At 28.9% G+C, this 22277-nt stretch carries 17 protein-coding genes; 5 read left to right on the top strand and 12 right to left on the bottom strand.

Annotation, left to right across the window (positions count from 1 at the left end):
- Position 1 precedes the first annotated feature (1 nt).
- From ABGT36_RS01380 to ABGT36_RS01370, 3 genes are all read right to left on the bottom strand, one after another.
- Positions 2–904, bottom strand: coding sequence for a LysR family transcriptional regulator (locus ABGT36_RS01380; protein ID WP_346676440.1), 903 nt, complete (start codon positions 902–904; stop codon positions 2–4).
- Positions 905–1127: 223 nt separating this feature from the next.
- Positions 1128–6941 (bottom strand): lamin tail domain-containing protein, encoded by a 5814-nt coding sequence (locus ABGT36_RS01375; protein ID WP_346676439.1) that lies wholly within the window; start codon positions 6939–6941, stop codon positions 1128–1130.
- Between the two features lie 122 nt (positions 6942–7063).
- Positions 7064–7891 carry an SDR family oxidoreductase gene (locus tag ABGT36_RS01370; RefSeq protein WP_346676438.1) on the bottom strand — a complete coding sequence of 276 codons (828 nt, stop codon included), beginning with the start codon at positions 7889–7891 and terminating at the stop codon, positions 7064–7066.
- A 209-nt stretch (positions 7892–8100) separates the two neighbouring features.
- Here ABGT36_RS01370 and ABGT36_RS01365 point away from each other — a divergent pair, with 209 nt between their 5' ends.
- Positions 8101–9669 (top strand): DDE-type integrase/transposase/recombinase, encoded by a 1569-nt coding sequence (locus ABGT36_RS01365; protein WP_346676437.1) that lies wholly within the window; start codon positions 8101–8103, stop codon positions 9667–9669.
- A gap of 195 nt (positions 9670–9864) precedes the next feature.
- Here ABGT36_RS01365 and ABGT36_RS01360 read toward each other — a convergent pair whose 3' ends face one another.
- The 4 genes from ABGT36_RS01360 to ABGT36_RS01345 all read right to left on the bottom strand — a co-directional run bounded on the left by ABGT36_RS01360 (position 9865) and on the right by ABGT36_RS01345 (position 13212).
- The gene (locus ABGT36_RS01360) at positions 9865–10614 is read right to left on the bottom strand and encodes a carboxymuconolactone decarboxylase family protein (protein WP_346676436.1); all 750 of its coding nucleotides are present in this window, start codon (positions 10612–10614) and stop codon (positions 9865–9867) included.
- On the bottom strand, positions 10615–11130 hold the full coding sequence (locus tag ABGT36_RS01355) for a flavodoxin (protein ID WP_346676435.1): 516 nt from the start codon (positions 11128–11130) through the stop codon (positions 10615–10617).
- Between the two features lie 251 nt (positions 11131–11381).
- Positions 11382–12185, bottom strand: a complete 804-nt coding sequence (locus tag ABGT36_RS01350) for a Cof-type HAD-IIB family hydrolase (RefSeq protein WP_087373521.1) — start codon at positions 12183–12185, stop codon at positions 11382–11384.
- A gap of 277 nt (positions 12186–12462) precedes the next feature.
- The gene (locus tag ABGT36_RS01345) at positions 12463–13212 is read right to left on the bottom strand and encodes a MurR/RpiR family transcriptional regulator (protein WP_346676434.1); all 750 of its coding nucleotides are present in this window, start codon (positions 13210–13212) and stop codon (positions 12463–12465) included.
- Between the two features lie 231 nt (positions 13213–13443).
- Here ABGT36_RS01345 and ABGT36_RS01340 point away from each other — a divergent pair, with 231 nt between their 5' ends.
- The 3 genes from ABGT36_RS01340 (at position 13444) to ABGT36_RS01330 (ending at position 16334) form a co-directional block, all read left to right on the top strand.
- Complete coding sequence (locus tag ABGT36_RS01340; RefSeq protein WP_346676433.1) at positions 13444–14745, top strand: PTS transporter subunit EIIC; 1302 nt, start codon at positions 13444–13446, stop codon at positions 14743–14745.
- 125 nt (positions 14746–14870) lie between these two features.
- Positions 14871–15812, top strand: coding sequence for a Gfo/Idh/MocA family protein (locus ABGT36_RS01335; protein ID WP_296882682.1), 942 nt, complete (start codon positions 14871–14873; stop codon positions 15810–15812).
- A 12-nt stretch (positions 15813–15824) separates the two neighbouring features.
- Positions 15825–16334 (top strand): VOC family protein, encoded by a 510-nt coding sequence (locus tag ABGT36_RS01330; protein WP_296882684.1) that lies wholly within the window; start codon positions 15825–15827, stop codon positions 16332–16334.
- 109 nt (positions 16335–16443) lie between these two features.
- Here the strand turns inward: ABGT36_RS01330 and ABGT36_RS01325 are convergent, their stop codons facing one another.
- From ABGT36_RS01325 to ABGT36_RS01315, 3 genes are all read right to left on the bottom strand, one after another.
- Entirely contained in the window at positions 16444–17541 is a 1098-nt protein-coding gene (locus ABGT36_RS01325) for a MerR family transcriptional regulator (protein WP_300081338.1), read from the bottom strand.
- Between the two features lie 130 nt (positions 17542–17671).
- Positions 17672–18469 (bottom strand): ABC transporter permease subunit, encoded by a 798-nt coding sequence (locus ABGT36_RS01320; protein ID WP_087373536.1) that lies wholly within the window; start codon positions 18467–18469, stop codon positions 17672–17674.
- Positions 18470–18471: 2 nt separating this feature from the next.
- Positions 18472–19353, bottom strand: coding sequence for an ABC transporter ATP-binding protein (locus tag ABGT36_RS01315; RefSeq protein ID WP_300081335.1), 882 nt, complete (start codon positions 19351–19353; stop codon positions 18472–18474).
- A gap of 267 nt (positions 19354–19620) precedes the next feature.
- Here ABGT36_RS01315 and ABGT36_RS01310 point away from each other — a divergent pair, with 267 nt between their 5' ends.
- Entirely contained in the window at positions 19621–20004 is a 384-nt protein-coding gene (locus ABGT36_RS01310; RefSeq protein ID WP_087298818.1) for a PAS domain-containing protein, read from the top strand.
- Positions 20005–20062: 58 nt separating this feature from the next.
- Here ABGT36_RS01310 and ABGT36_RS01305 read toward each other — a convergent pair whose 3' ends face one another.
- Together ABGT36_RS01305 and ABGT36_RS01300 are read right to left on the bottom strand one after the other, a co-directional pair.
- Positions 20063–21025 carry a MerR family transcriptional regulator gene (locus ABGT36_RS01305; protein ID WP_346676432.1) on the bottom strand — a complete coding sequence of 321 codons (963 nt, stop codon included), beginning with the start codon at positions 21023–21025 and terminating at the stop codon, positions 20063–20065.
- Between the two features lie 128 nt (positions 21026–21153).
- A complete protein-coding gene (locus tag ABGT36_RS01300; protein ID WP_346678613.1) occupies positions 21154–22275 on the bottom strand; it encodes an aldo/keto reductase in 1122 nt (373 codons plus the stop codon).
- Between the last annotated feature and the right edge of the window lie 2 nt (positions 22276–22277).

The raw sequence follows: 22277 nt of genomic DNA, 5'->3' as shown, positions 1-22277 counted from the left end.
TTTATTTATATTGTAAATGATATACTTCCTTGATTGCTTTTAAAAACAATTGCACTTTAGCACTAGGTTCTTTTGAATATAAAATACCAAGAGGCACTTTATAATCCCATTTTATAGGTACTATTTTTAATAACGGGTGAATATTAGCCCATTCTTTAATTGTCAGTAAAAGCATTTTTTCATTTTCACATCTATTAAAAACATCAACGTTAAAAAATGGAATATCAACAATATTAATATCATGATAATTGGTAACAATGTCTTTACGAATTGTATCAAAATCTTTTAAATAACCTTGACGAATCATCATTACATTTTGATTAAATAAATCTGTAATTTCTAATTCATCCTTACTAGCTAAAGGGTGATTTTTAGACATGGCACAATAAATTGGTGCATCATATAACTTTAAAGCCTGACATTGTCTTTCTTTTAATAAATTTTCACTATAAATCCCAGCGACAAAATCAATATTACTACCAAAATTACGCATGATTTCTCTAGCGTTTTCTGGCGTATTTTCAAATGAAACTAACTCAAATTTTAATGACGGTGCAAATGTTAAAATTTGTGGCCATAAATCTACTAAAAACTGGACTGGTGTTGTTAAAGAAGTTCCAATTCTAAGTAATTCATTGGCCGGATTTATCTGGGCTTTAGCTCTAATTATTGCATAACGGCTATATTCAATTATATATTTAGCATCTTTGTATAATGATTTACCAGCCGGTGTCAATTTGATTCCTCGATGAGTCCGCTTAAAAAGTTCAAAACCCAGATTATCTTCTAATAAATTAATCTGTTTCATAATTGCATTAGGAGAAATAAAAAGTTCTTCTGCTGCTTTATTAAAACTACCAGCATCAGCCACTTTAATAAATGTATCTAATAAATGATTATACATAGCAATCGCTCCTTTTATGATTTCAATTAATAAATATTGTCTTATTTCTAATTATAAATGAAAAGTAATGATAATACAAAAAATGGCTTATCATTTAGCTATTTTATAACGATATTAACTTGTTTTTAATATTCATACTATTTCTCTAGTCTTAATGATGATAATAAAATACCTAGAAAATAATCTTTCTAGGCATTTTAACTTAATTTGAAAATTAATATTATTAATGACTATTTTTTAAATCTTTTAAATATTTTTTAATCATTAGAATAAAAGTCATCAAGCTAGCAATTGCTAATGTTAAATAATTACTATTTACTAGATCACCTGTAAATGGTGTATTGACAGATGCACTAGTAGTTCCATTAGTACCTGTAGTTCCATTTGGATTACTATCGTCTCCTGGTTGAACATTGATATCTTGATCATCATCATTTTCAACAACTTCTACTACTCGAGTTACAATAGTAACATTACTAAAGCTATCAGCTACTTGATATGTCAACTCGTATCTACCAGCTTTATCAACATCGACACTGCCTAAGACAACAATTTGACTAGTCAAATCATTACCTTGACTATCATATGCTTTAACATCTTTCAATGGATCAAAATCTGTTCCTACAGCAATCTTATTAAATTCATCATCAGGTAATACTATTGTTGGTTTAATATTGTGCTTATCAATATTAACATAATTAACATTTGATCTTGTTAAACCACCATTAGCATCACTAATTTCAACATACCAGCCAAATAATCCATGAGGAGCATTTTCTAATGTATAGCTGATTTCTTGATTACTTCTTACATCATTAACTATACCAAAAGTATCATCATTATAAATATTAACATCTAAATTTGTTGTTTCAATTTGTTTTTGAACTGGTGTAATTCCTAAATCACTGTAATTAATTACAAATTCTTCCTCACCATTAATATTAGCTACATCACCAATATTACTTTCATCTTTAGCATTATAATCATCTAAAGAAGGTGAATATGTTCTAATAATTATTTGGCCATTGGTATTATCAAAATGCATCAAACGCATATAACCCATACCACCTTGAGCTAAACCTTGATAATCAAATAACATTTGATAAACATTACGATCATTAACACCATCGTGATTATCATCAAATTGTGACACTACTGTTTGAGCATTATGGTAATGACCAGATAGAACCATACAAACATTAGGGTTAACAGCTACGACCTCATTATAAATTCGTTGTGGTTCTTCACCTAAACCACCACTAGCTAATAGGTATTCATGGAAATTCAAAATTGCTTTTCTTTCTGGATATCTTGCTAAAACATCATTCATCCATTGAATTTCTTGATCACCAATACCCCAACCCATATATACCATGATAAAATCAATACCATCAACAGTAATTAAATCATAATGCCCGCGATTATCTTGATAACTTTCACCATACCATGGATTTTGATTATAACGATCTTCACCAAAATATTTAGAGAAAGAAGTATAATCGCCACTTAGATGCCCAACATCATGATTACCAGCTAAAACACCATAAGGTATATTAGCATCATCAAGCATTTTATAAGCATTATCAGCATTGATCCATTCTTGTCCTTGATCTTCGTCATCAATAATATCACCATCATGGAATAAATACTGAATATTCATTCGTTCACGATTAGCTATCAACCAATTATGAATATCTAATTGATATTGATAGTTTCCATCAACATCTTGAACCGGATTACCATCAAAGTCTTCATTATAATATTGAGTATCACTTTCAATTGCAAATGTAAAATCATAGTTTTCTCTTGGAGTATCTGCTGGATTAGACATTGTACCAGTAACATCTTCTCCATATTGATCAGGAGTATACCCTTCACCATTTTGAACCATAATTTTAATTGTTTGATCAAATAAGTGATCTTTCAATATTACTTCACCGGTTAATTTCATGATTTCACCATCAATTTCCATAACCGTATCTAATTTATCAAAAGTATTAGTTGCATAATTATAAGCATACATAAAAGTCTTTTGATTATTAGATTTACCTTCCCAATCAATCTTAACCGTTGCCTCATCACTAATATTACCACTTACTTTAACATCAAACTGTTGATAAGGGAAACCATCACCAGAATCACCACTGAAATCTTGAGTATTATTACCAGAAATCTGACTAACACCACTAGACAAAGTAATATTAGCATCACCTAATAGGTAACGTTCACCCCTTTTGAAAGCAACCTGCATCAAATCATCAGTACTATCACTTACAGTAACTTTAAATGTTGGATCACCATTAATAGTTGTCCCACTTACTGGTGTTATTTCCCCATTAATTGCTGCATTCTCTTCTGGAGTTACAAAGTTTATTACCTTACTAGTAACATTTCCAATCATATCTGAAGCTGTTAATACTAATTGATGATTACCTGGAGTCATTTCTAATGAACGGAAATCATAAGGCAATTGAATTCCTTGTCCATCAAGGGTAGCAATTAAAGTACTTGTATCACAAATAGCATCTTGTGCACTAGCTTCAACAGTTCCATTATGATAAATTTGACCTTCAACCATATTAGTTTCAATAACAGGGGCCGTATTATCACTAACAAATGATACTGTCTTACTACCACTTGTTACACTATGAGTACCATCTTCTAATTTAGTTGTATCAAGATCATAACGTAAAGCGTTAAAGTTTTGTTCATCTAATGTAAACGTAGCATATAAAATTTCAACTTTGCTTGTACCATCACCCATACTAATTTCTTTTTCAGGAGTAATATCATTTACTTCAACCGGGCTATCTGGTTTCCAGTTATCTTCAGTATGTTCAACTGCTCCTAAGCCATAAACTGCGCTATATTGACTAGCTCTTAAAGTTGTGCCATCTGGTAATGTTAATCTAATATTTTTTAAAGTAAAGTCATCATTATTTTCAACATTATGTTCTAAAGCATTAGCTTTATTACCAGCATGGAAAGCAATCGTTATTGTTTTTGTTTCACTATCAAAGTAGCTGGCATTTATATCATAAGCATATGTTCGCCAATCACTATAAGTACCTTCATTGAAAACACCAATTACATCATTTCCAATAGCAACTGCATTTTTAAAGAAAACATCAGTTTGTGTAGTATCAAACACAATTCGTGCATTTCCATTAATTGATTTAACTGCTTTATCAGTCACGTCCTGATCATCAATTATTAAATTATTACCAGTACCTATAATTTGTTCTGTCTGGTTAATAATCGCACCTTCGCTAATATTGATTTGATCACCAGCAGATACCGGATTTTCATTATTAACTGTGTTAACAGGTGTTGTTATTTGTTGATAACCATCGCGAATAACAAAATAATATGTATATGATGATTTATTATACAAATCTACTGCTGGTAATGTTTTTGCAAAATTATCACCAGAATTACGTAATAAATTATAAACTTCATAATTTTCACTATTATTATCTTTTAAATACAAATAAACACTTTTAATTGTTGTATCGTTAGATTTAACATCAAGTGAAAAAGTTAAATCATTATCTTCATTAAATGTAGCTGGTGTTTGATCTTGATATACCGGCAAAGAAACAGTTTCTGGTAAAACAGCTTCGTACATTGGTTTTTCAGTTACTGTTCCAGGTGATGGCTCAGCACTATTGTCAACTATTACACTAGTAAAAGTTGAACCATCATATCTATTTTGATATACAATTGATTTATCAGCTGTAGTATCATCAACACCATCCATATTATATAAAACATAATCTAAAACATCTTTAATGTTAGAAGTTATTTTCAACCCACGAGCTGAACCATTAGCCATTCCTGCATTATAGATTGAAATTAAATGATCACTGTCTAAATTAGTATTAAATTTATTATTAAAATCACTAATTTGCAAATCATCATTAGCACCATTTTTAATCCAGAAAACTAATGTATCATGTGATTTAATAATTTTATCTTCATTAGTTTCATACCAGACAACATCACCATCAGTACCTTGATCAGGATAATTATAATATAATTTATAATCTTTTAAATTAATATCTAAATTTGAATTATTATAAATTTCAATAAATTCATAACCATCACTACCACCAACATTAGAACTATCTGGCATAATTTCACTAATAACCAAAGGAGCAACCTTACTTTGATCAATCATTCCAGGCTGTTCAATTACTACCGTGTTCTTAGCAGAAGTTACCGTATTAAGACCATCAGTAATAGTAACATCATATGTTAAATTTGAATAACCTGTTAAATCTTGAGCTGGTACATCTACCTTCAAAATTCCATCAGTATATAATAAATCATAGCTAGCTACTACGTTTTCATCTTGATATAGATTTAATTTAGCATCAATAATCATATTAGTAAGATTAGTATTTTCTACCCTTACAGTAAAATTAGCATTTGCACTTACAAAACTATCTGCTTCAATTTCAACTTCAGGGTTTTCGACAATTGCTGGTGTTATATAACTACCAGTAATTAATTGTTGACTATTTAACTTTCCTAATGTTACTTCATTATCATAAACTGGCACTCCAGAATCAGAAGTGTAATTATAATAAATAGCTTCATCAGTATCGATTTTACCATTATTAGAATCACTAGCACTATAATTAACAGCTGTTAATTCTTGATTAGTATTAGTAATAATTTTAAATCCTCGCGTACCACTATTACTCATTCCATCACTATGAATAGTTGTAAAATTATCACCAGTGACAAAATTAGTGCCATAATTATTATTAAAATCTGCAACTGTTAAGCCTGCTTGTTCTACAGCATCATTGACAATCCAAACAGTTAATACTTCTTTAGCATCTAAAACAATATCATCATCTAATTGCCAGAGTGTTTCTTTATCACCATTAACATAAACAAGCTGATAATTATTTACAGCTACACTTTGATCGCTAACATTAAAAATTTGTAAATACTCATAGGCATCACTACCAGAAACATTAGCACTGTTTGGTGACAATTCACTAATTAATAGCGGTGAAGCAAATTCAACTGCTCCTTTATTAACAGTGACTGTTTGCGTTGCACTAGTAATTTCATTGATACCATCATTAAAAGTAGCAGTAATATTTAAAAGCTCCTCATTACTAATCTCACTAGCAGGGACACTATAAACATAATTACCGTCATTATCATATGTCATATCATATTCTTTATCATTTACCTTTAAAGTTGCTTTTAAAATAACTCCTGGTAAATTAGTCGTAGCTTTTACAACCAAAGCTTCGCCAGCATTGATTTCTTGAGCAGTATTAATGGTAACAATTCCATCACTTACTGTTACAAATTGATACTTGCTTTCTAATTTTTGTTGTTCAATCAAACTACCTGGGGTAGGATCTAAGTTATAACTATAAGTACTTTCTTGAATTCTACCAGAATTGTAAATAAAATTAATTCCTTTTTTTGTTTGTGCTTTAACATCTTCATCATTATAAATAACTGAACTTAAAATTTGTTTAGTATTTTTTACGGTAACTCGTAGTTCTCTTTGACCACTATTAGAAAAACCACTAACAATATTTTCAGTTTTAACAATTTGTCCTTCATCAGCTGACAAATTATAATATTCTCTAAACAATGCTAAATCCAAATCTTTACTTTCTTCATTTTGAATCCAAACAATCAAAGCTTCATTAGCTGGTAAAATTGTATTAGCCGGTAAATCCCACTCACTAATAGTACTACCATTATTGTATAATACTTGATAATCATCTAAATTAATACTTTGATTACTAGTATTATATAATTCAAAATACTCAAATGCATCACTACCACTTGTAGTTGTCAGATCACTTTGGTGGCTATCAGCAACTATTTCACTAATAATAATTGGTGATGTAACACTATTTTCATCTAAGATGGCTGTGTCACTATTATCATTATTAATTGCTTGTAATGAAACAATACTATTGCCACCTACTGCAACAGTTGTCGCCAAGGTTGCCATCGTGACTTTAATTACTTTACTTGATTTTTTCTTCGTCATCTTTTTTCCCCCTTGATACTACAAGGGTATTTTAACAAAATTATCTTTAAAACATGTTAACGTCAAGTAATATTTGGGTAAATTGTATTTTACAAAATTTTTACTAAATTTTTACAATTATCTCATTCCGGCTTTAATGGTCCATAAAAATATGAAGCAGTAGCACCACCATCAATCAAGAAATCAGAACCAGTAATAAAAGCCCCTTTATTACTCATCAACAGTTCAGCAACATTAGCTACTTCATCAGCAGTCCCTGGTCGACCAGCTGGACAATTAGCAAACATATTTTTATAAAAGTCACCACGCGGTCCATTAAATTCATCTATTGCCAGCGGAGTAACAATAATACCTGGTGAAATAGAATTTATTCGAGCCCCTCTTTGTCCCCATTTTACAGCTTCAGCCATAACTCTTTTTTCATTACATCTTTTAGCAAGCTGATAAGCATGTAAAGTATCTTTAATGTTTTCTTCTTGCAACATTTCTAAATCTAATAATTTTTCAACTGGTGTTGTTGCTAGTAATTCATCTTCTTTACTGCTAAGAGCTGGCATTCGATGTCCAGATTGACTAGAAATAGTTACTCCAACACCACCTTTTTTAATCACCTTACCGACTTCTTCTAATAAAACAGCTGTTCCATATAAATCAACTTTCAAAATAGCTTCGATTGGAGCCTGGCTAGGTGATACCCCAGCTCCATTAACTAACATCGAAATTTCACCATATTTTTTAGCTTCTGCAATCATCGCTAATATTGATTTCTTTGAAGAAAGATCCATTTCAAAAGGCATACAATCATACCCAGCATTATTCATGATCTGACAAATATTATTGGCATTTTCAACTTTTTTATCACCAATAATAATTTTCATCCCATAACCCATTCTTCGAGCAATAGCCATACTAATTTGACCAGCTCCAGTTACAATCATTACATCTTTCATTTTCATTACCTCCTTTTATTTTAGGTAGTGTCAAAAATCGGTTAAGCGATACAAATACACTCCTATATCAATTTGTATATATAAACAGTAAAAATGATCACTGATTATATCTTTTTGATCATCTTTTTTACGATTTTACTAAAAAAGATGAAGATTCCGTGCTATACTTGTTTTCTCCACAAAAACTACGAAAGGACGGTTTCTTCATCATGGAAAGTATAACACAAATTTTACAATCTATAAATTCTTTTTCTAAACAATCTTTTAAATTCTCTCAATTTATCGAACCTTTGCTTCTCCTTAAGAAGCTTCCTTCTGATATCTCTTATGAATTGAACAATGATGACTTTATCTTTAATCTTCAGCAGGCTTTTAAACATATCGACTGGCTGAATGATTATTTTAAAAATAATATCAATAATCTTCTTATAAAGGAAGTAAGCAAACTTAAAAATCATAAATCTAAGGATACTACTATCCCTTATGCTGATTTTACTGTCGATAAACCTCCGCTGTTTAAAAAGAATCTACCTGTTCAGCTCGATTTCCTGTCTATTTTGAACGATTCTTTTAACAGTGGCAATCCTTTAAAACCGGTCAAACGCAGAAATCCCGATTCTTTTTCTTTTATGGGCGTTTGTCCTTTTTGTGGCGCTCCAAAAGAATATATCTATGACAATAACAGCGGTAAAGGCCAGTTCCAGTGCAAAGCCTGTAAAAATACCTTTACTATTAAAACTTCTCCTTCAGGTGCATCCGGGATTTACTGCCCTTACTGTAATACTAAGCTTGTCTTAAAACATGACCGCAAAGGTTTTCTTGTTTTTGCATGTTCCAGCAAAAAATGCGAACATTACAAAGCCAACAAAAAACTTTTAAGCGAAGGTAAGGCTGAACACCTGAAAACATCCAGCGGCCAGTATCTTCTTCACTATCATTACCGTGAATTCAAGTTCGATCTGGAAACTTTACGCAAGGTCGATGATACTGTTTCCGGTCCTGTTAATTTATCACGTATCCATTATGATCAGAAAGTTCTGGGCCTTGTTTTGACCTATTATGTCAACTATGGGCTGTCTTCCAGAAAAACTGCTTTGATCCTTAAACAGGTCCATGGTTTGCGTATTTCCCATCAGACTGTCATTAATTATGCCGGTTCTGTTTCTGCTGTCATAAAACCGCTTATCGATAAATATCCTTATAAAATCGGTAATACCCTTTCCGGTGATGAAACATATATCAAGGTCAGAGGCAAAGATAACTATGTTTTCTTCTGGTCCGACCCTGTAAATAAGATCATCACTTCCTATAAGATATATCCGGTTAGAGATACGCTATGTGCATGTCGGTCAATAAACGACTGTCTCAGCAAATATCAGAAAATACCCGATGACCTGACTTTGATTACAGATGGCAATCCTATTTATAATGCAGCTCAGGTTTTCTTTGAAATAAACGATATTTATTTTGATCTGCATCAGGTAATTGGTGTTAAAAACAAAGATGAAGAGTCCAAGAAATATCGTCCTTTCAAACAGATCGAAGAACGTCTTAATAGAACATACAAACAGAATTACTACGGTACAAATGGTTATGACAGACTCGAATGCGCCAACAGTTATATGGTTCTGTTTGTATGCTTCTTTAATTTTCTAAGACAGCATTCATCATTAGACTTTAAAACACCTGTAGATGATGAGCTTTTTGATGATTCGATGCTTATGCCGGAACGATGGTTAAAACTGATTGAATTAAGTTCACAATATCACATTAATTAGCATTGTTTAAAAATTACTGTGAGACCCGATACCCTCATTGCGCCCTTTTTTAGGGCTTTTTTTATCATTTTTCCAGTCTTACGATTTACGATTTTTCAAAACTGGATTTTACTCTTTTTATTTTTGCGGATTCGTGTAAAAAAGTACAAAAATTTTCAGTTCGATATTAATTTTTCATAAATTCTTTACACTACCTTATTTTACTGCTTTATTAATACAGTTTAGAGCATTTAAACTTCTTGGATAACCAATATATGGTAAACACTGTGAAACAACTTTAATCAAAAATTCTTTATCATTGCCCACTTTAATATTAGCTTGGACGTGTGATATTAATTGAGGTTCACAGCCACCTTGTGCTGCCAAAAAACAAAAAGTAATCATTTCTCTTTGTCGATAGTCTAAACCATTTCTTGTATAATAATCGCCAAAACAATTATCTGTTAACCAATGATTAATATGCTTTGATTCCTCTGATCCTGAACAATGAAAATCTCGCATATTTTCACCAAAAATAGCAACTTGAGCTTCAATGCCTTTTTGTAAACGATTAGCTGTTGTAGTTGTCCCTTGAGACTTTAATGGCAAATCAACTCCATTAGCTAAACAAAAATCATTAACAGCATGGATGAATGGGAAAACTCGTCCTATTCCTAGATAAGCAACCGCCTGATAAACTATTTCTTTCATTTCAACTGGTGTTACATCAAAGTTATAAGCAGCTGTTAACATAGCTTTAAATTCATCAATAGCTTGACTTCCAAGCAATGTCGCTAAAATGGCAATAAAACGCGTATGATCATCTAAATCATCATTATTTACTACTTCATCAAAAGCAAAATTATCAAACAACTCTATAAATTCAGGATCTGTTTTTAATAATTGTGACTCATATCCAGGAAACATTTTTTCATGATATGCTTTTGCCTCTTTACTAATCGCCATTTATAAAACCTCCTCTAACCATTTTTTTATTGCATCATCACTATTAACTACTCGACTTCCTCTGATTGCTAAAGCATCGTGAATAATACTTTGAGGACATAGTTTTTTAATATCAGCAACACTTTGCCCTAAACCGCTTCCTTCATGAGTACAAAATGGATAGATATGTTTAGACTTAAAGTCATAGCTTTCTAAAAATGTCCACATACACATTGGCATTGTTGACCACCAGTTAGGATAACCAATAAAAATATTATCATAATCTTCAAAATGAGAAACAATATTTAATATTTTTGGTCGCTCATTATTTTCTAACTCTTTTTTTGCTACTTCAGTACAACGATGATATTCAAAAGGATATTCATGCAATGGTAATATTTCAAAAGTATCACCACCTATTATTGATTGAATCTTTTTAGCAACTACTTTTGTATTACCAATATCTAATTTTACAATCTTTCCAGCAACATAATTTTCTTTATCATGAGAAAAATACACAATCAAATTTTTACTCATTTACCTTACCTCTTTTCTTTACACCAATATTTTATTATCTATTGATAAGATAAACAATTTCAATTACTAATCGCATTTATAAGTAAAACTTATAAAAATAATCTTTACTACTTCCAATAATTAACAATATTAAAAAGTCTAATTAATATATCCAAATCTATTTATAATTATCATAGTAACTTTATCAAAGTAAAATTTGTTATTTATAAAAAATAAACAAGAAGTTTATTATTAAATTACTCCTTGTTTATTTAAATAATTTTATATTTAATCAAAAAATCAGCAATTCCATCTTCATTATTACTTTTAGTAATATAATTTGCAATTTCTTTGATAGCTGGATTTGCGTTTTCCATAGCTACACCAATATAATCTCTAATCATTTCATAATCATTTAATTCATCCCCAAATACAATAATATTGGCTGTATCAATTTTGATATCTTCACACATTTTTCTAATTCCCAAAGATTTAGATAATTGTGGATTTAAGCATTCGATAATTATTGGTGTTGAACGAACAAGCCGATAATCTCGATCAACTAAAGTTTGATAATATTGATCTATTTTATCAAGTTCTTCAGTATCAGCCATAAATAATATTTTTTCAATCTGACGATTATAGTATTGTCTCAAATCATCAATAATCAATGGCAATTTATTACGTTTTGCAATAGCTTTAGCAATTTTTTCATCTTCTAAAACATGTAAAGATTCTTTATCATAAATTCCCACATTAAAATTAAATCTATTAAACTCATTCAATATCTCTGGTATAAGCTTTCCATCTAATAAATAATGTGATTTTGTCCGATTATTTTTTAAATCCAAATAACAACCACCATTAAATCCCATGATCAAATCTACATATTTATCAATTTGCCAATCTTTGATCAAATGTTTAACAGCATAAGGAGTTCTACCAGTCGCTATTCCAAACATAATATTTTTTTCCTTTATTCTAGCAATAGCTTCTTTTGTTTTTGGGGTTATTATTCCATCGTCATTTAATAAAGTACCATCAATATCTACTAATATTAATTTAATATCTTCCATTATTACACTCCTATTTCTATTATCTTTAATATTTTATCATAATACCCTATTTTTTTAATAATCGATTCTGATATTTTTTGTATAACAACGAATAAATAATACTTAAAACATATTGAAAAGATAACTGTGAATAAAATGTAGCAATTTTTTCATTACTCTCTTTTTGAGGACTAAAGTGTGAAAATAAAATTTGTTATTAATCGAAAAAAATAAAGACATAGTAGATATTGCTTATGAAAAAAGTAAATCGAATAGTAATATCCTAAATTTATTTAGGTTAATGATAAATTAAAATTTTTATTGTATGTTTGTGTCCGACCGACGAAGGCGGACGGAAATGGAGGAAAATATGATAATTACTATATTTATATAAAATACCGGTAGATAATGATGTAATTGTAATAATTGGACAATGATTATGTAATAAAATTCGTAAACAATCTTTATAAAGATAATGATTAGAATAAGCAATAAACAATGCAACATCATTTTCAGTTGCCCCCATTGAAAAAGCTGCCTCTTCCCTATTATCAGTTACAATATAAAAAAACTTTCCAATTTTTATTAACTTATTTGTAAAACCCATGGCTGAAATTCGTGAATCACCGATTGCATAAACAAAAACCCGATTACTTCTATCCAGCAAATTAACAATTTTTTCTAATTCATCAATATCCAATTCTCCATTTATTAAATCAATACTTTCTTTATACATACTAGATAAACTATTAATTATCTGCCATGTAGGTTCATCACTATTAAAAGGAAAAGAAAAATCAATGTCATTATTTACATATTTTAATGACTCCATTTCTCTTAAATAATCCATCTTAAAGTCACGAAATCCTTTATAACCTAGTTTTTTACATATTCTAATAATACTTGCATTAGATGAATATGTTTCTTTAGCCAACTCTCCAATTGACATATAAACTAACGCACTAGAATTATCGCTAATATAATCTATAATTTCTAATTCAGTTTTTGTGAATTTTTCTATTTGTTCAAATTGTTCCATTATATTCATTTTAACTACACTTCCTTATCTTTAGTATAACATTCTATACAATTCTGGTATTTCACCTATTAATAAAAACGCACCAAAAATCCGAAGAAATTTATTATTAACCATAATAATTTGAACTTTTATTCCACAATCCTATCAAAAAAGCAATTAGAACAATTATTTTGTTAAAATGAAACCACCAAAGAAAGGGGTTACACTTATTCTTTGAAAAATTAAATGGAGGAAAATAAAATGGAAACTTTTCAGAATGTTTTAATGAAAATTGGTATTTTTGCAGGGGAAAATAAATACCTATCATCTATTAAAAACGCTTTTCAAACTTTTATGCCATTTATTATTATTGGCGCTGTTGGCGTTTTATGGTCTAATGTTATTTGTAATGATCAAACTGGTTTAGGGGCTATAGTTCCAGGCATTATGAATTTATCATTTTTAAATCCAGCTTTTAACGCCCTTAACTTTGCTACAATAGGTTGTATCGCAATTTCTATTAGTTTTTTAATTGGTGCTGAACTTGGTGCCAAAGAAAATGATAATATTATGTTTAGTGGTTTATTAGCTGTAGTAGCATTATTGACAGTGACTCAATCATCAATGGATATTTTTAAAGATGGCAAATTAGTAGAATCAGTCAGCGGGATTTTTAGTGCTTCATTAGGAAGTCAAGGATTATTTACTGGAATGCTTGTTGGAATTATTACTGTTGAATTATTCTTTGTCTTATTTAAATTTGATCGTTTAAAAATCAAATTACCAGAACAAGTACCACCTCAAATTGCAAAATCATTTGAATATTTAATTCCTGCTTTTATTACAATTTTAATCATATCTTTAATTGGTTTAGCTATTAATATATGGACTGGTGCTTATTTAAATGATTTAATCTTTAATATAGTTCAACAGCCATTATTACATATTGGTGGCTCTTTACCTGGAGTTTTAACTCTAATGTTTATTAGTTTAGTTTTTTGGGCTATTGGTCTTCATGGTGATAATATGATCGGTGGTGTTTTTAATCCAATTCTTACAACATTAGGAGTTCAAAATCTTGAAGCAGTCCAAGCTGGACTAGAACCAACAAATATTGTTAATAACACTTTCCATCGAGCATTTTTTGCTACTGGTGGTACTGGATGTATGTTAGGTCTTACAATTGCAATGTTACTTATTTGTAAACGTCCTGAAAATCAATCTATCGCGAAATTAGCATTAGTTCCTGAATTATTTAATATTGGTGAAGTTAGTATGTTTGGTGTTCCGATCGTCCTTAATCCTACCCTTGTAATACCATTTATTATCGCACCATTAGTGACTGTAATTTTTGGTTATGTTCTAACTATGCTTCATATTTGTCCAATAATCTATGTTGATTTACCATGGACCATGCCACCATTAATCATTACTTTCTTAGGTTCAGGCGGTAATATTATGGGACCAGTTTGTCAATTACTAGGAATAATATTATCTGCTTTAGTATATCTACCATTTGTTAAAATTTACGAAAAACAACAAGCTCAGCTAACAAGTGAGTAATAGTTTATAAATGCAAGATAACTAAATATCTTGCATTTATCCTGTTTTAACAAATCATAACTTTGTTTTTTTATCAAATAGAACTATAATTAAATTAGGTTTTATTATTTATTGGAGGATTAAATATGAGATTTGGTATTATTGGTTTTGGTAATATTGCTAGAAAATTTGTTAAAAGTATTGAAAATACCAGTGACGGTTCGATTTATGCTATTGGCTCTTTTAGTATTAGTAATGATGATGAGTATTTAATAAAACATCCCGAAGTTAAAGTTTATCATGACTATGATATGTTATTAAGTGATGAAAATATTGATGCTGTCTATATTGCTTTACCACATTATTATCATTTAGAATGGATTATCAAGGCTTTAAATAATCATAAAGCTGTCCTATCTGAAAAACCAATTGTTTTAAACAGTCAAGATATCGATCAAATCAAAGATGCTGTATATTGTAATAATGGATACTGTCTAGAAGCCTTTAAAACTAAATTTAATGATGGTTTTCAAGCATTAAAAAAGGATTTATCACTAATCGGTGAAATCAAATCAATTGAAGCTAATTTTTGTTTTGATGCAATGAATGGCAGAAAGGATTCTTATCTCTTTGATCCTAAACAAGGCGGGGCTTTAAATGATGTTGGAAGTTATGTAATTGGTTTTATTTTAGGTCTTGTTGATAGTTCAATTGATAAAATTGAAACAAAGATGAAAATTGAAAATGAAATTGAATTAGAATTTAAAACACATCTTTATTTTAAAAATGGGATTATTGGTATTGGTGAAGGTTCTATTGATTATAATAAAGAGCGTTATGCTTTAATTAAAGGAACTAATGGTGAAATCTATATTCCAAATTATAATCGAATAATTGATTATACTATTAAAACTAATGATTCAACAATTAATCGCCATTATCCTATCACTGGTGATGATATGACAATGGAAATCCAAGCACTAATTGATGATGTTAAAAATAATAAAAATGAAAATGAGATTCATTCGTTAAATGATTCAAAATATTTAATTGAAACAATTGAAAAAATAAGAAAAAGTATTAAATAGGAGGCTATTATTATGAAATTTAATAATATAATGCACGTTTCTTTCTTTACTGATCAAATGGATGCAATGCGCGATTTTTATGAAAATAAACTTGGTTTAAAAGCTAAGATGATTGTCCGTTATGAAGCTTATAAAAATAAAGAAGGACATCCATGGGCTAAAGTTGCTAAAGAAAGACCATTAGATATCTGTTTAATTTATATTGAAATTGCCAATGGGCAATTTATCGAATTATTTCCAAAAGCTGATGGTCAAAAAGAGCATCCTGAATATAACCAGCATTTAGGATATAGTCATTTTTCATTAACTGTTGATGATATTTTCAAAGCACGTGATGAATTAATTGCAGCAGGTATTGACATTGATATCGAACCTAAAATCGGAAATTCTCATACTTGGCAAATGTGGATTCATGACCCTGATGGAAATCGTATTGAAATGATGCAATATACTGATGAGTCTTTCCAAATTACAGGTAATATTGAAGATGATGAAAAATTATTAAAAAGCTTAGGTAAATAATAAAAATAGTTAAGTGATAGTTTGTAATGAACTATCACTTTTCATTTGATAATATTTAAATCAATGATTGCTTATAAATTAATAAAAAATGATACTGGATTTACCAATATCACTTCTTAGAATTTAAATGAAAATGATCTTCAAAAAAATCATACAGTTTACCATCTTGTTTCAAAGCTTCAACAACAATATTATCACTAATAATTTTTACATCTTTTTGTTTTAATATTTGATATGCCAATTTCAAATCCTCACCGAAATATTGACCAGAATCAGTTATAAATTCAAAATCATCCTGAAAATGAAAAACAAATTGTAAAATATATGTTCGCCAAATTCCAGTACGAGCAGCTGATGTCGTTGAAAAAATCAAATTTATCTTTACATAATCAAGATCACTATATTGATAATTGCGATTATATCGCTTTGAATCTTTAAGTATCATTCCTTTTAAAATCGATAACCGACTTTGAGTTTGCAAAGAACAAATTGACAATTGATTATCTGTTAATTCAATATATTTTTGTTTACCACAATGAAACGTAATCAAGATTGAAAATATTATTAAAGAAATAATCATTATAACTACAACCGTCATGACCGTAGTTTCAAAATTTGGTAATGGATCTAAATTACTAGCTACCAATTGTTGATTTAAGTAATCAATTGCCTTAGGCAATCCAACTGCAATTCCTAAACTAGCTAAAAATGAAGCAAATAAAACCAAAGGAAAAGCTGAGAAAAAATTATTTGGATCAACCCGGTATCCTAATACTACTGTTTTAATTGGTTTAAAATAATCAAATATTTTTTTTATATCTGTTTTTAATTCTGTTTGATTAATATTTTCATTAATTAATGTATTTTCATTAGTTATTACATCTAATAAAGGAAGATCTTTTTCTTTTAAATCGTTGCATATTTCCTGAATATATTTTAATGATTTTATCTGATAATCTAATTTTTTCAAATGACTTTCTAAAACATTTTGAAAATCTTTTTCATTATTTAAGATAGCTTTTATTTCCTCAATTGGTATTTCTAACTCCCTTAAGTAGATGATTTTTTTAATTTTCCGGATATCATTATCATCATAATTACGATAACCATTTTGATTACGTTCAGGTTTTATTAAACCCATTTTTTCATAATAACGTAATGTATGACTACTTATATGCAATTGCTCTTGAACTTCTTTAACTAACATGATAAATACCTCTCTTTCTAAATCCAATATAAGCTTTAGACTAGCTCTAAGGTCAATAAAATATTAGAAAAAACATAAATATTTCAACAATTCGTTCATAGAGCAATATTTTTTTATCTCTTGTCTAAAATTATAAAGATAGATCGCGTTTTTTAAATATATTTACTGCTACAATAATAAAAACAAATGCTAATAAATATAACACCCCAGCAAACATGATTGCCTGTAAATCCAATTCAATCAATCCATTAGTATCAAATAAAGTTAATGGTGTTAAATACTTTAAAAAATCAAACTTATCACTAACTTGAGATAACATTTGTATTAAAATAAAAATCATTCCTAATCCACCACCTAGTCCCATTGACCATTTGGTTTCATTAAAACTACAAGCTGTTAAATATACTAAAGTGCTAAAAAAACAATGCAATCCAAAAAGACCACAATTCAAAACTAAGAACTCCTTAATTGGTACTAACTCATTAAACATAACTTTACCACAAACAATTACTAGTACCGTTTCATAAACAATTAATAATAAAACCCCTAATAACACCGTTAATAACTGTGTCAATATTATTTGGCTTCGATTTCGTGGGGTTGCCAATAAATAAGCAAAAGACCCTTTATCAATATATCTGCAAATTAAACGACTAATCATTATCAACATAAAAACAAAAGGAATAATAATCATAATAAATCCAAATAAATAGTTAGTAACAAATTCTATCAACGACGAACCAGCATTGGTCATTGAAAAAGCCGCAAATAACTCTGGCATACTTTCAGCCATCATTTCCAAACTTTTTCCTAATTCAGGATCATACATAGCTACAATTATTCCAGCATATAAACTAATAATCAAAATAAAAATAATAAATATTTTATAATTAGCTTTTATTTCTTTTTTAAATAAAGGTAGTATCATTGTTAATTACCCCCACCATAATAATGTAAAAATAATTCTTCTAAAGACTGCGCTCGAATACTAATATCATCAATTGAATACTGTGTTAAACTTTTTAAAATATCATTGATTTGCCCTTGCATGATCAAAGTAACTGTTTTGTCTTTTAACTTTCCATTTGGAAAAAGCTGATTAAAAGAAATCGCATCTTCTAAGTTGTTAAAACTAATTTCATAGCATTTATGCCGATCTTTTTTTAACAGCGCCATTTCTTTACTGGCAACAATCTTACCATCTTTTATCATAACTACTCGATCACAAGTATTTTCAATTTCTTCAAATATGTGTGATGACATTAAAACTGTTTTCCCTTCAGCCTTAGCACGTTTTATTAATTCAACAAATTTATTTTGCATTAACGGATCTAAACCACTAGTTGGTTCATCTAATATTAAAATTGGACAATCTTGCATAAAAGCTATCACCAATCCTATTTTTTGCTTCATCCCTTTAGACATCCGTTTAATTTTATTAGTCGGATCCAATTCTAAAAAATCTATTAACTCTTTAGCCCGTGTTAAATCTTTAATTTTTTTCATTTCAGCAATAAATTTAATAAAATCAATTCCCCGCATCTCATCCATAAACGCAATTTCACCAGGTAAATAACCTACCATTTCTTGTATCTTTGGACTTTGAGCAAAGCAATCTAAATTCATAATTGATACACTTCCCTGATCTGGTTTAATAAAACCCATCAGATGTCTAATTAACGTTGTTTTTCCACTGCCATTAGGACCCAAAAAACCTAATATTTCTCCCTTTTCGATTGTAAAACTAACATCAAATAATCCTTTTTGATTACCATAATCTTTCGTTAAGCCATCTATTTCAATAACACTCATCGAAATCCCTCCACTAACATTCACTTACTATTATTGTAATTTAGATATCTTAATTTTACTACAAAAACAATTAATTATATGTATATATTTACTTACTTAAACTAAGTTTATTTTGTATTTACTAACATTCTAGTAAAACTTCTATCACTTCTATTTTAAAAAAATTACTTTTTTGCTAATACTTTTTAATTATAATACTGTCCCATAATTTACGATTTTCTAATAATTTGATAGAATATATAAAATAAATAGTGAGGTAATATAAATATGGACATTACAAAAGAAATATTAGAGAGTATTTTGGATGCTTATGCTTATGAAATTGTTTTTGTTGATCGTAATCATATCGTTCAGTATATGAATAAGACCGCAAAACAACGATATGGTAATCGTGTTGTCATCGGTAATAGTTTATTTAACTGTCACAATGAAAATTCTAAGCATAAAATTGAAGAATTTTTAAAAAGAGCTGATAATGGTGAAGACGAAATGTTTGAAACTTATAATAAAAAAACCGGTGAACGTGAATTTTTTGTTCCTGTAAGAAACAAACAAGGAGAAGTTATTGGGTATTTTGAAAGACATGAAATGCCTTGGGATAAAGATGCTCCAGAAATTTCAGTATTTGAATATTGGAAACATCGTATTTAATCTTCTATAAAACTATGATGATACTCAATTATTGAGTATCATCATTATTTTAATTATATTATCCGTAATTTTCTAAATATCCCCAAATACAAAGCATTACTATAAACAGAAAATATAATACTATCATCCAATCAGGTATTCTTATTCTTTCAGGAATCAAAATCCCTTTTTTTGTAAATTTGATTTTATCATTTTTTGGCTCTTTGTCATTAATAATTTTCTGTTTAATTTGTTTGCTTTGATTAATAACCTCAATACTTCTAGGATTATCAATATCAAATTCTTTTGACCATTGTCGTACTTTATTTTTTAAATTAGCATAAAACTTATCTTTATCTCTATTTTCAATAAAAAAATCTATTAATCCTAATTTATCAATAATATTTATATTTTTTTCTTTAAGTAATTTGATGATCGAATAGATATTTTTTAAAGAAATACTTTCAAATTCAAATTTTTTATCCTTTATATAAAGATCCAAATCAATATAATAAGCGTTTGTTAGTCCTATTTGTGGATTATCATAACTATTAATCTCATCAACATCTAAATGCCAAGAATATGCTCTTGTACAAATTGAAAACTCTAATTCAACAATATCTGCATACGATATTTCTATTATTTTTTCTTTAATATCATATGGATCATTTATTAAAATATTATTATTTTTAAAACAAATATAATTTTCATACGTATTTTGTTCTTCTACTACTTGAAACTCGAAAGCAGCTTTTCGTCTTAAAATATTTTTTTCAATTTTAGCAATATCTCTTTCTTTAATAACATTATCATTACAAAAATCTGATAATGACATCTGTTTTTCTAAGATATATTGAATTTCTTGAACTGACAGATGATAATTCTGTAATTGCATAATAATCCTTAATAATCTAAGATCTTCATGATTATATATACAACTCTTATCTTCATTTTTTACCAGTCTTATTAACCCTGCTTCCTTATATTTTTGCAATGATTTTTGCGTTATTCCTAATTCCTTTATAACTTCATCTTCGTTCATATACTCACCCCCTATATTTATAGATCCCTCTTTATTAAAATTATAAATTTATACTTAACAAATAACAATATTTACTTAAAATTAAAAAGGTTAAAGTATATCATTAAATATCCTTTAACCTCATAATTTTATTCAAAATGTTTAGCTACATCTTGTAAATACTCAATAATTGATAAATGTTGTGGACATACTTGTTCACATTGACCACAAGCAATACAATCACTAGCTTTACCAAATGTTTTAGTTAAGTTGTCGTAATATTCACCTTGTGGTGTCCAGCCTTTTTCTTCAACTTCTTGTAAATCAGCATTATACAATGAAAAATACTTAGGAATTGCAATCTTCATTGGACAACCATCTACACAATAAGCACAACCAGTACAAGGAATTGCAATATTGGCATTAATTGCATCAACTGCTTTATCAATTAATTGATATTCTTCTTCATTTAATGCTTTGAAATCCATCATATAGCTAGTATTATCAAGTAATTGTTCCATGTTTGACATACCACTTAAAACCATCATGACATTATCTAAACTAGCTGCAAATCTTATTGCCCAAGATGGAACTGACATATCAGGATGATATTCTTTAAACATTGTTTCCACTTTTTCTGGTACTTGAGCTAATGTTCCACCTTTAACAGGTTCCATTACAATAACTGGTTTATTATGTTTAGTCGCTACTTCATAACATTTTCTTGATTGGACTCCAGCACTATCCCAATCTAAATAATTGATTTGTAATTGAACTAATTCAAATTCTGGATGTTCTGTTAATACTTGATCTAATAATTCAGGACCATCATGGAAAGAAAAACCAATATGTTTAACTAAACCTTGTTTTTTCTTTTCAATAATCCAATTAAAGCAATCTAATTTATTATAAACTTCAATACTATGAGTATTGATATCATGTAATAAATAATAATCAAAATAACTTACACCAGTTTTCTTTAATTGTTCATTGAAGACTTTATCACGATCTTCTTTTGTTTTAATAAAATTAGAATGTAATTTAGTTGTTAAAGTAAAGCTATCACGAGGATGACGATCTACTAGTGCTGCCTTAGTTGCATTTTCACTATTAAATCCACAATACATCCAAGCTGTATCAAAATACGTAAATCCTCTTTCTAAAAAAGTATCTACCATTTTTTTAGTTTCCTCAAGATCAATTTTTGAAGGATCATTAGGGTCTAAAGAAGGTAGTCTCATTAATCCAAAACCTAATTTTTTAGCCATTATAT

It is taken from the genome of Erysipelatoclostridium sp. An173, assembly GCF_963931465.1.
Classification (GTDB): domain Bacteria; phylum Bacillota_I; class Bacilli_A; order Erysipelotrichales; family Coprobacillaceae; genus Thomasclavelia; species Thomasclavelia merdavium.
The sequence above is the reverse complement of the archived record's forward strand: the minus strand, read 5'-3'. Positions and strand labels throughout refer to the sequence as shown.